Genomic DNA, 12,285 nt, shown 5'->3' on the forward strand with positions numbered 1-12,285 from the left:
ATTCCATGATAAAAAAATACCTGCCTATTTTTTATAAGCAGGTATTTCTTTTTACTGCATCACAACATCACTGTCGCTTTAGGTTTTCGCCTTTTATATATTGACAGCTTGCTTCTTTTCCCCAGCATTACGACGCGCTTTTTCTTCCATAATCTCAATGATTTGAATATCTGTATGTTGCATTGCACGACTGGCTAATGCACAGAGATTCGCTATTGAACTATCGACATCGTCACTGACAATACCATCAGTACCCGCAACACTTTGATTTTGCATCGCCATTAATACTGCTTTATAGGCACTCGCTGCACTACTTGATACTTTCATTGCACAGCTATTCGATGCACCATCACAGATAATGCCACTGATATCACCAATCATACTGTTGATAGACATACTGACAGTGGTGAAATCTTTTGTGAGTAACCATGCCATTCCTGCGGCTGCTCCCATTGAAGCGGTTGTTGCAGCACAAAGAGCGGAAAGTGGTGGAAAATGGCTATGAACATAAATTGCCATTAAGTGAGATAAAACCAATGCACGCAGTAAGGTTTCATCATCGGCTTTAATAAATTCAGCAACCACCATTACAGGCAATGTTGCGGCAATACCCTGATTACCTGAGCCTGAATTACTCATTGCAGGTAATACCGCCCCCCCCATACGAGCATCAGATGCAGCTGATGCTCTGATCATGATTTCATTAAGTAAGTCTTTACCTAACAAACCTTTCTCTTGTTGCAGAATTAAAGTACGACCAATGGCTAATCCATAGGTGTTTTGTAGTCCCTCTTCTGATAAAGCGCCATTTAAACGAGCAGCATTGAGCATAAACTCAATTTCACTCACTGGCACGTTAAGTGCGAAATTATAGATATCTTCAGCACAAACATCAGTAAAAGGTTTTTCATCAGTACATTCACAATTATTGGTAAGCGCTGATTTATCTTCCTCAAAAACAACGTTACCGTTACATTCACAACGAACAACATGTGTATGCTCCCTTGCGATACTGACGATGGCATAACCAGATTGGCTATACACTTTCGCTTCAGAGTAAAGAACATCTTCACAAGGTGCTTTTACACCCACTGTGACTTTACCTTGAGCAACCAGTGTTTTAGCTTGAGCAACTGCATCAGCGGATGCTTTTAACAAGACCTCCAACCCAGCCTCAGGATCTCCTCCTGTCGCACCTAATGCTGCTGCAATAGGTAGCCCAGCCATTCCCGTTCCCGGCACTGTTACGCCCATTCCGTTTTTCATCAAGTTTGGTGAAACCCAAGCTTCGACACGAACAACAGGCTCGCCTAAAAGCGCAGTTGCTTTCGCTGCTGCCAATGCCAATGAAATTGGCTCAGTACAACCTACTGCTGGCTTAACACCTTCACGTAACTGACGAACAAACTGTGACCATAAATGAGAATTTTTGTTCTGGCTCATAATCTAACACCTTGGATTAATTTAGTTTTTAAAAACAACGCCTAACTAGAACCGAAGTTGGCGACTATGAGAATGCCAAGAACGGAGAGATAACGAGCAGTAAACCGGTAAAAATAATCAGGTAGAGCGACGCACCTTTGTATTTGTGTAACATTGGTACTTTGTACACTAAGTATGCAGGGATAAGACAACCCACCATACCGAAGATTGGGCTACAAATTGAGGTAAAACTCAGTACTGGCGCATTCAGGATGATTGCTCCCCATGCTAAAAGCACGGCGAAAATCATGATGCCGTTTTGTACCCATTTTTGGTTGATTTTTTCTGCTGGAATATAGCGTTGCAGAATATTCATAACGATCCCTTGTGTCGCTTCACGGAAACCTAGGTAAACACCAAAGAATGCAGTCATTACGGCGAAGATATTTAGCATAACGCTTACAACAGTTACCCAACCACCAGGGAAGAATTTTGCAGCAATCGCTAATGCAGAGATATTTTGTTCATACGCTTTAACTGCTTCATCATGACCCATTGCTAATGTGAATGAGATTGCATAGAAGAAAACAGTACAGAACAACACACCGAACGCGATGTTCATTGCACGTAACGCTTTGTGGCGAGCAACTTCACGGTTTTTATTACGACCACGGTAAGAGATAACCATTGGACTTAATGTTTGGATAAACAGAATTGAAGTCAGGGTAAAAGGTAATGTAATGATTGCTTCTTTGATTAAACGTCCAGCGGGTGGTAATGCACCCACGTTATAAAGATGCCACATACCAATCATGGAGATCCCTAACGCGGCAACAACAAACAGTTTAGTTAGTACCATAAAGCTTGATACTTTAAACAGTAATTGTTCACCACGAGAAGAGATAGCGACTAAAGCACAAATCAAGATCAAACCATAGAATGGGTTTTCTGACAGTAAACCTTCCGTAACACCAAATGTTTGTAAGTAAGAAGCACTGTCATTGGTGATTGCCGTTGAGTAAACAAACATCCAAATGACTAACATCACAAAGTAGAGTGCTCCTAATAAAATACCCCAGTTTTTACCGAGATAACCGGTGATAACGCTTGGGTAGTCTTTACACTCTGGAGATTCAGCCAACGTATTAATAAATAGGCGTTGGAAAAGGTACATCGCAGGATAACCAATGATCGAGGATAGTAGGAAAACCCATAATCCCATCAGACCTACCTGTACAGGTAAAAACACAATACCTGCACCGATAGCCATACCGATACTCATGATAACCCAGCCCACATCATTGCCGTCGAATTTAATTGCAGCACGCCATTCTTGTTCTGTCATACCTGCGCGGCGAGCGCCAGCACTAGTTGCGGGATAGCTTGTTGTCTCTATTTTTGAGGAAGCCGTTTCCATATTAGTACTCACTTTTTATATTGTAATTGTTAATAGCAAAACGAATTTTTGGGGGTAAAAAAAGTCTATCTAACATTGCGATGTCGAAATAGCCTTACTCTTTGCAGGTATTATTTATTATGGGTAAATGATAGGGAATATTACGGAGAAAAAAGTTGTTATAAATCGTGATAGCCCGAAATGATTTGGAAAAAAATTCTATCGTAAGGAGAAAAATAGGATTATCTGTTCAAAGAGCATAGTAAATAATAACCTTCCCTCTATTGTAACCTTTATAAACAAATAAATAATTGATTAATAATGAAAAATACCTATTGTTATACAATAATAGTCAAGTATAACAATTGAAACAAATCACCAAATAAACTGTGCTGTCTATCACGATATACTATGATAATCCTTTCTATTTAGCTTTGTTATCTCGTATTTGGTTAAAATACTGTTACTAAACAGCATAATTAACCATTTGATCTGTTTTTTATAAAAATAGGCGGCTAATAAGATAAAAATAGATAAGGAAGTGTATAACCCAAAGAGAATACTTTTTTCGATAGAATTAAATTCTATCATATCCCATGGATTTACTTTTCTTGAAGAAAGTGCGCTACAAACCGTAAAGAGTTTATTGTTCGTAGCGCTTAGATCATAAGGGAATAAGCGGTGTGATCTTAATAACCGCGCTCTAAGATTGGTTTTAAGAATCTTGCAGTATGTGAGCCTTCAAACTCTGCGACTTGCTCTGGTGTGCCTGACACTAAAATTTGACCGCCACCACTTCCGCCTTCAGGACCAAGATCCACAATCCAGTCCGCTGTTTTGATCACATCAAGATTGTGCTCAATAACAACAATGGTATTACCTTGATCACGTAATTGATGAAGTACTTCAAGTAACAACTCAATATCAGCAAAGTGAAGCCCTGTTGTAGGCTCATCAAGAATATAAAGAGTCTGTCCCGTACCACGTTTTGACAACTCTTTTGCTAACTTAACTCGCTGTGCTTCACCACCCGATAAAGTCGTTGCTGATTGCCCCAAGCGAATATAAGAAAGACCAACATCAATCAATGTTTGTAACTTACGAGCCAGCGCTGGCACAGCATCAAAGAACTCCCTTGCCTCTTCAATGGTCATATCTAACGCTTCGTGAATGTTTTTTCCTTTATATTTTATTTCAAGGGTTTCACGGTTATAACGCTGACCTTTACATTGATCGCAAGGTACATAAACATCAGGCAAAAAGTGCATCTCAACTTTTATTACGCCATCACCTTGGCAAGCCTCACAACGACCACCTTTTACGTTGAAACTGAAACGACCTGGCGTATAACCACGAGTACGCGATTCTGGTACACCCGCAAATAACTCACGAATAGGTGTAAATACCCCTGTATAAGTTGCTGGATTTGAACGAGGTGTTCGACCAATCGGGCTTTGGTTAATATCAATGACTTTATCGAAATGCTCTAAACCTTCAACGTCTAAATAAGGTGCAGGAACACTATTTGTAGCACCATTTAATTGGCGTTGTGCAATAGGGAATAGCGTATCGTTAATTAACGTTGACTTACCTGATCCTGAAACGCCCGTAATGCAGGTAAATAAACCCACAGGTAATTTCAGATTTACGTTTCTTAGGTTATTACCTTTAGCACCTAAAATCGTCAGCATTTTCTCACGATCAATCGGAACGCGTTGCTCTGGAATAGCAATACGGCGTTCACCGCTTAAGAATTTGCCTGTTAATGAATTCGGATTATTGATGATATCTTCAAGCGTACCTTGAGCAACAATTTCACCACCGTGAACGCCCGCGCCTGGGCCAATATCGATAACATGATCTGCTGCACGAATAGCATCTTCATCATGTTCAACAACAATCACCGTGTTACCCAAATTACGTAAGTGGATCAATGTTTCAAGTAGACGATCGTTATCTCGTTGATGTAACCCAATTGAAGGTTCATCCAAGACATACATTACGCCAACTAATCCAGCACCAATCTGGCTGGCTAAACGGATACGTTGCGCTTCACCGCCTGACAAGGTTTCAGCCGAGCGAGAAAGTGTGAGGTAATTTAAGCCTACATTGACCAAAAATTTTAGTCGATCACCAATCTCTTTTAAGACTTTTTCTGCGATCTTTGCTCGTTGACCACTGAGCTTGAGATTTTGGAAAAAGGTCATCGCATGACCAATGCTGTAATCTGCAATTTCAGGTAATGTAGTATTTTCAACATACACATGGCGCGCTTCACGGCGTAAACGCGTACCACCACATGAAGCACAAGGACGATTACTAATATACTTAGAAAGTTCTTCACGTACCGCGCTTGATTCTGTCTCGCGGTAACGGCGTTCCATATTATTTAATACGCCTTCAAAAGGATGATGACGAACAACGACATCACCACGATCGTTTGTGTATTTAAATTCAATATTCTCTTTGCCTGAACCCGTTAAAATAACTTTTTGAATATTATCTGGTAACGAATCAAACGGCGCTTCAACATCAAAATGGTAATGTTCACCCAATGAGCGAAGCATTTGGAAATAATAGAAGTTACGGCGATCCCATCCCTTAATTGCACCACCAGCAAGAGAAATCTCTCTATTTTGGATCACTAATTCAGGATCAAAAAATTGCTGAACACCTAAGCCATCACAAGTTGGGCAAGCCCCAGCAGGGTTATTAAAAGAGAATAAACGAGGCTCTAGCTCGCTCATGCTATAACCACAAACAGGACAGGCAAAGTTTGCAGAAAAAATAATATCGTCTGCATTGCTATCATCCATATCAGAGATAACAGCAGTGCCACCAGAAAGTTCTAATGCAGTTTCAAAAGATTCTGCTAAACGTTGGGCAAGATCGTCACGCACTTTAAAACGGTCAATCACCACCTCAATGGTATGTTTTTTCTGTAATTCTAATGTCGGCGGATCAGAAAGATCACACACTTCACCATCAATACGCGCACGAATATAACCTTGGGCAGCAAGATTATTGAGTAACTTAATATGCTCGCCTTTACGCTCTTTCACTACAGGCGCTAACAGCATTAAGCGCTTGCCTTCTGGCTGCTCAAGTACATTATCAACCATTTGGCTAACTGTTTGAGCGGCTAATGGAATATCGTGATCAGGACAGCGAGGTTCACCAACGCGCGCAAATAAGAGCCGTAGGTAGTCGTGAATTTCTGTAATCGTTCCCACAGTCGAACGCGGGTTATGCGACGTAGATTTCTGCTCAATCGAAATAGCGGGAGACAAACCTTCGATGTGATCAACGTCAGGCTTTTCCATTAACGAAAGAAACTGACGAGCATAGGCAGAAAGCGATTCGACATAGCGTCGCTGTCCTTCTGCATAAAGCGTATCAAAGGCTAAAGAGGATTTACCAGAGCCAGAAAGTCCCGTAATAACAATAAGTTTATCGCGGGGAATGACCAAATTGATATTTTTTAGATTATGGGTGCGAGCGCCCCGTACTTCGATTTTATCCATGAACATATCCCGGATTGAGAGAGTCGCCGAAAAAGAAAGAATCGGATAATTATGACACAAAGTTAACTGAATGGATATACAGTATATATAGTGAAATTGAATGACGATGAAAACCTGTCATTTTGAGACAAAAAAATTTCGACAATGTTCACAAATGAGAAATTCATCACGCGTCATATTCAAATTTTAGCGTACGTGATAAACTTATTCGCTTATGATTTCAAAAAATTTACTTTCGCAGGAGTACCGCACATGGCGAGCAGAGGCGTAAACAAAGTTATTCTTATCGGTAATTTAGGGCAGGATCCAGAAATCCGTTATATGCCAAGTGGTGGTGCAGTTGCAAACCTGACACTGGCAACATCAGAAAGCTGGCGCGATAAACAAACCGGTGAAATGAAAGAAAAAACCGAGTGGCACCGTGTGGTAATTTTCGGCAAACTGGCAGAAATTGCAGGCGAATATCTGCGTAAAGGTTCACAAGTTTATATCGAAGGTCAATTACAAACACGTAAATGGCAAGACCAAAGCGGTCAAGACAGATATAGCACTGAAGTTGTGGTCAATATCGGTGGCTCAATGCAGATGTTAGGTGGCCGTGGTGGTCAAGATGGCGCACCTTCACAAGGCGGCCAAGGCGGTTGGGGTCAACCACAACAGCCACAAGCATCACAACAATTTAGCGGTGGCGCACAATCTCGTCCTGCACAACAACCCGCAGCAGCACCAGCACCAAACAATGAACCACCAATGGATTTTGATGACGATATTCCGTTCTGATCATATTTCAGAAAAAATTATCTAAAACCATCTAAAAAATTAACCCAGCTTAGGCTGGGTTTTTTGTTGATGATCATGATAGATCACCATGAAAAGTTATTTTCACAAAACCCCACTTTACACAAAGGTTTGCTTTCAAAAAATATGGTAAGATCTGCGCCATTAACAACGTCTGAGAGCATCTGATCCCCATGAATGAAGAGAAATTGCTCGCTCAGGCAGAAAAGATCTGCCAGAAACGAGGTGTTCGCCTGACTTCACAACGTCTGGCAGTATTGCGTCTGATAGTGCAGCAACCTTCTGCTATCAGCGCATACGACTTATTGGATTTACTACGCCAAGTTGAACCACAAGCAAAACCGCCAACGGTTTATCGTGGGTTAGAGTTTTTACTTGAGCAAGGATTTATCCATAAAATAGAATCCACCAACAGTTATGTACTTTGTCATCATTTTGATGATGTTGAACACACATCAGTAATGCTAATTTGTGACCGTTGTTTATCTGTCACTGAAAAAAATAGCCATAAAATCGAAAATTCGATTTCATTACTGGCACAAGAGAGTGGATTTCATTTACGACATAGCGTCATCGAAATTCATGGCTTATGTTCACAATGCCACGAAGCACAAGAGTGTACCCATCCTGAAGGTTGTCATCATGATCACAGTATGGATGATAATCTTAAGCAGAAAAAAACCGGTGACTATAAGCCTCGTTAAGCTTATAAAATACAAAAAGCCAGCTAAATGCTGGCTAATACGTGTTCTACTTTTGAATTCTCATTTCAGCTAATGAATACGCTTTACTTTCTTCACGCTTACCAATAGCAATAACTAAAATAACGACTTCTGAATCAATTATTTGGTAAACCAATCGAAAACCAGATGCTCGTAATTTAATCTTATAGCAACCCGTGCCATTCTTTTAATGCACGCTTATCAAACTCAATATTAAAGATCATCAATATTTACTCTTATACGTTTACATGGTTTCTTCAAACGCTCACGTACAACAGCTAAAATATCCTCATCTTCATCTTGTTCACCAACAACGACAGAAACTTCAGAGAAAGGTAACTTTTCATTTTCAGAAACATAACGTAGAAACAATCTTATAGCATCTGAAGGAGATAGATTCATTTTTTCAAATACTTGATAAGCTTCTTTTTTTAGCTCATCGTCTACTCTAACTTGTATTGTTGTCATAAACACCTCCATAATTAAAACTCATCATATTGTAATTACATTTGTAGTGCAATGGTGTTTTTTTATACAAATTAAAAAATAAAAAATGCAGATGATTTTGTGCTTTTACACATCATCTGCATCTTTATAAAATAAGTTGTGTTGACTTACTTTGGTACAAATTACAGCCATTCACCGTTACGAATAACCCCAACTGCTAAACCTTCCACAGTAAAGTTTTGTTCGCGTAAATCGACGATAATAGGTGAAAATTCTGGGTTTTCTGCATGAAGTTCAATTTTATTACCGCTTTTCTTAAGGCGCTTTACTGTCACTTCATCTTCAATACGAGCCACAATAACTTGCCCGTTGTGAACATCTTGCGTTTTATGCACGGCAAGTAAATCGCCATCCATAATACCGATATCTTTCATTGACATACCATTAACACGCAATAAAAAATCTGCACTTGGTTTAAATAGCATTGGGTCAACTTGATAATGGCTTTCAATATGCTCTTGCGCTAAAAGTGGTTCACCAGCTGCGACTCGCCCAATTAATGGCAATCCTTCTGGCTCTTCTTCCATTAGCAAACGGATACCTCTGGATGCACCAGAGACAATTTCTATCACACCTTTACGAGCAAGAGCTTTTAAGTGCTCTTCTGCCGCATTTGGTGAGCGAAACCCAAGTTGGGAAGCTATTTCAGCCCGTGTTGGTGGCATACCCGTTTGCGAAATGTGATCACGAACCAAATCGTAAACCTGCTGCTGCCTTGCAGTTAATGCTTTCATTCCGCCCCCTGTTTGTTTATACAGTCAGACTGTGAGTATATACAGGTATATGACGATTTGAAACCTCAAATGAATATAAAACACGCATCTTTGGATTATTTTTCGACAAAAATCGAATTTTTTAACTTTATGCGAAGAAATGCCCCCAAAGAATGGTTACCCAAGTAAATAATCCCAATATAATAGCAATCAGAACGGCGGCAGAACCCATATCTTTTGCACGTCCAGATAATTCGTGGTATTCAGATCCAATTCGATCGACAACGGCTTCTATTGCACTATTTACCAGTTCCAAGATCACAACCAATACAACGGAACCAATGAGTAAAATGCGCTCTAGACCACTGACATCGATGAAAAATGAAAGGATAATTGCAACCAAGGTCACAATGGCTTCTTGTCTAAAAGCGGCTTCATTAATCCAAGCGGCACGAATGCCTTTGTATGAATAGCCACCAGCTTTAATGATTCGGGTAAGACCTTTATTTTGATTAGCCATAATAAACTCTATCGAAAACAAACGATTATTTTGCCACTTTTCTCTATTAATATTGTCACAGCACCACAGATCTACGAAAGACTTTCTGTTATGCTTTCAAAGTATTGCTAATAAGAGGCTACAACTATTTATGTCAGCTTGGCGTAAACTATATTATAACACATTGAATTTACCACTAAAATTACTGGTAAAAAGCAAACGAGTTCCGACTAATCCTATCACAGAATTAGGGTTAGATACGTCGCGATCTTTTCTTTATGTTCTGCCTTATCATTCCAAGGCGGACTTACTGACTTTAAGACAGCAATGTCTATCATTAGGATTGCCAGATCCACTGCAACCTATTGAAATAGGCGGAACAAAACTTCCTGCATACGTCTTTATTGATGACGGCCCAAGAGTATTCCGTTACTACTCGCCCGATCCTCGAAAAGATTCCGTGAAGACATTCCACGCTTATCTTGATGCACATCGTAATAACCCACATCTTGATATCGAGATGTTGCCGGTTTCTGTGATGTTTGGACGCTCTCCAGGTCGTGAAGGCCATAATGGTGTTCCACATTTACGTGTGCTTAACGGTATCCAAAAATTTATCGCTATCCTCTGGTTAGGTCGTGATAGTTTTGTTCGTTTTTCACCCACTGTATCAATGCGTGAAATGGCGAACGAACACGGCACTGACACCAGTATAGCTCGAAAACTCGCTCGCGTTGCGCGTATCCATTTTTCACGTCAGCGTTTAGCGGCAGTTGGCCCTAAATTGCCAGCACGCCAAGATCTCTTCAATAAATTGCTTTCATCGAAAGCCATTGAAAAAGCAATTGAAGATGAATCAAAAGCGAAGAAAATCTCACTTGATAAAGCACGTAAAAATGCCACTGATATCATGGAGGAAATTGCAGCTAATTTCTCATATGAAGCAGTGCGTATTAGTGATCGCGTATTAAGTTGGACATGGAATAAGCTCTACCAAGGTATTAACGTTTATAATGCCGAACGCGTGCGTAAACTCGCGCAAGATGGGCATGAAATCGTTTATGTTCCTTGTCACCGTAGCCACATGGACTACTTGCTGCTTTCTTATGTGCTTTATCACCAAGGTTTAGTACCCCCACATATTGCGGCAGGTATTAACCTCAACTTCTGGCCAGCAGGTCCGATTTTCCGCCGTTTAGGGGCATTCTTTATCCGAAGAACCTTTAAAGGTAACAAACTTTACTCCACCATTTTCCGCGAATATTTAGGTGAGCTATTTACACGAGGCTACTCCATTGAATATTTTGTTGAAGGTGGACGCTCTCGTACAGGTCGATTGTTAGATCCTAAAACAGGGACACTTTCAATGACGGTACAAGCTATGTTACGTGGTGAAACACGCCCTATCTCTGTTGTTCCAATTTACATTGGGTATGAGCACGTAATGGAAGTGGCAACCTATGCCAAAGAGTTACGTGGAGCAACAAAAGAGAAAGAAGGTTTTATGCAGATGGTCAGAGGATTACGTAAATTACGTAACCTTGGTCAAGGCTATGTGAACTTTGGTGAGCCGATTTCTGTTGTACAATACTTAAATCAAGCTGTACCACAATGGCGTGATGATATTGATCCCATTGAGCCACAGCGTCCAAGTTGGTTGAACCCAGCAGTAAGCGCACTAGCTGATAACATTATGGTTCATATCAATAATGCAGCATCGATTAATGCGATCAACCTTGTTTCAACAGCCTTGCTGGCATCACGTCAGCGCGCACTCACAAGAGAGCAACTGTTAGAGCAGGTCGATTGTTATCTGCAATTATTACGCAATGTGCCTTATTCGACAGATATGATTGTGTCTGATAAAAATGCTGAAACCTTATTAGAACACGCTCTACAATCAGATAAATTCCAAGTCGAAAAAGACAGTCTGGGTGATATTGTGGTACTTCCTCGTGAAAGCGCGGTATTAATGACTTATTACCGTAATAACACAATCCACTTAATGGTCACTCCGTCATTAATTGCCAGCATCATCTTACATCATGAAAAAATTCATCGTGATGATTTAATGAAACAAGTTGAGCTAATCTTCCCTCTTATTAAAGCGGAACTATTTATTCGTTATGAGAAAGAAGAACTCCCTGAAGTCATTAATACTTTGATTGCAGAATTGTGCCGTCAACGCCTAATTTGTTCTGATAGTGATGGCTTACTACGTATCAACCCTGCGCGTATTCGTCCATTACAGCTTTTAGCCGCCAGCGTCAGAGAAACATTACAACGCTATGGTATTACGCTGTCTTTACTCAATTTTGCCCCTGAAATTAGCCGTGCATTATTGGAAAAAGAGAGCCGTATCTTGGCACAACGTCTTTCAGTCTTGCATGGTATTAACGCACCTGAGTTCTTTGATAAAGCGGTATTCTCTACTTTAGTTTCAACGCTACGTGAGGAAGGGTATCTCAATGATAATGAAGATATTCTCAAAGCAGATGCATCTGCCCTTTACCAAGTGATTGCAAAATTAATGTCACCAGAAATTCGCTTAACCATTGAAAGCGTGGGGATCACTGAAGATAACAATTCAGTACAAACTATTGACGAAAAAAGTGAGCCTAAAGCTGATGAATAATCAGCAAATAGTGCCATGACCGAAATAGAAAAGGGATAAGCTCATTGCTTATCCCTTTTTATTTCTACT

General features: G+C 40.3%; 10 protein-coding genes. 3 read left to right on the forward strand and 7 right to left on the reverse strand.

Annotated features, from left to right (window positions below; all coding sequences use genetic code 11):
- Window positions 1-93 precede the first annotated feature (93 nt).
- The 3 genes from ACWPWK_RS08305 to uvrA form a co-directional block, all read right to left on the reverse strand.
- On the reverse strand, window positions 94-1,443 hold the full coding sequence (locus ACWPWK_RS08305) for an L-cysteine desulfidase family protein (RefSeq protein ID WP_109373161.1): 1,350 nt from the start codon (window positions 1,441-1,443) through the stop codon (window positions 94-96).
- 64 nt (window positions 1,444-1,507) lie between these two features.
- Window positions 1,508-2,839, reverse strand: a complete 1,332-nt coding sequence (locus tag ACWPWK_RS08310) for an SLC5/6 family protein (RefSeq protein WP_109373160.1) — start codon at window positions 2,837-2,839, stop codon at window positions 1,508-1,510.
- Window positions 2,840-3,507: 668 nt separating this feature from the next.
- Complete coding sequence (gene uvrA / locus ACWPWK_RS08315) at window positions 3,508-6,342, reverse strand: excinuclease ABC subunit UvrA (protein WP_109373159.1); 2,835 nt, start codon at window positions 6,340-6,342, stop codon at window positions 3,508-3,510.
- A 252-nt stretch (window positions 6,343-6,594) separates the two neighbouring features.
- Between uvrA and ssb1 the strand changes: the two genes are divergently transcribed.
- Window positions 6,595-7,122: a single-stranded DNA-binding protein SSB1 gene (gene ssb1, locus ACWPWK_RS08320; protein ID WP_088494417.1), complete on the forward strand. Its 528-nt coding sequence runs from the start codon at window positions 6,595-6,597 to the stop codon at window positions 7,120-7,122.
- Between the two features lie 191 nt (window positions 7,123-7,313).
- A complete protein-coding gene (zur, locus tag ACWPWK_RS08325; RefSeq protein WP_109373158.1) occupies window positions 7,314-7,844 on the forward strand; it encodes a zinc uptake transcriptional repressor Zur in 531 nt (176 codons plus the stop codon).
- 46 nt (window positions 7,845-7,890) lie between these two features.
- Here zur and ACWPWK_RS08330 read toward each other — a convergent pair whose 3' ends face one another.
- The 4 genes from ACWPWK_RS08330 to ACWPWK_RS08345 form a co-directional block, all read right to left on the reverse strand.
- Entirely contained in the window at window positions 7,891-7,998 is a 108-nt protein-coding gene (locus ACWPWK_RS08330) for a type II toxin-antitoxin system RelE family toxin (RefSeq protein WP_348271746.1), read from the reverse strand.
- 77 nt (window positions 7,999-8,075) lie between these two features.
- Window positions 8,076-8,330, reverse strand: coding sequence for a type II toxin-antitoxin system RelB/DinJ family antitoxin (locus ACWPWK_RS08335; RefSeq protein WP_023583073.1), 255 nt, complete (start codon window positions 8,328-8,330; stop codon window positions 8,076-8,078).
- Between the two features lie 161 nt (window positions 8,331-8,491).
- Entirely contained in the window at window positions 8,492-9,103 is a 612-nt protein-coding gene (lexA, locus tag ACWPWK_RS08340; RefSeq protein ID WP_109373157.1) for a transcriptional repressor LexA, read from the reverse strand.
- Between the two features lie 127 nt (window positions 9,104-9,230).
- A complete protein-coding gene (locus tag ACWPWK_RS08345; protein WP_006536373.1) occupies window positions 9,231-9,602 on the reverse strand; it encodes a diacylglycerol kinase in 372 nt (123 codons plus the stop codon).
- A 130-nt stretch (window positions 9,603-9,732) separates the two neighbouring features.
- Between ACWPWK_RS08345 and plsB the strand changes: the two genes are divergently transcribed.
- Window positions 9,733-12,216 (forward strand): glycerol-3-phosphate 1-O-acyltransferase PlsB, encoded by a 2,484-nt coding sequence (gene plsB / locus ACWPWK_RS08350; protein WP_109373156.1) that lies wholly within the window; start codon window positions 9,733-9,735, stop codon window positions 12,214-12,216.
- Window positions 12,217-12,285 lie beyond the last annotated feature (69 nt).

The sequence above is a fragment of the Proteus sp. Marseille-Q3619 genome, from assembly GCF_965283115.1.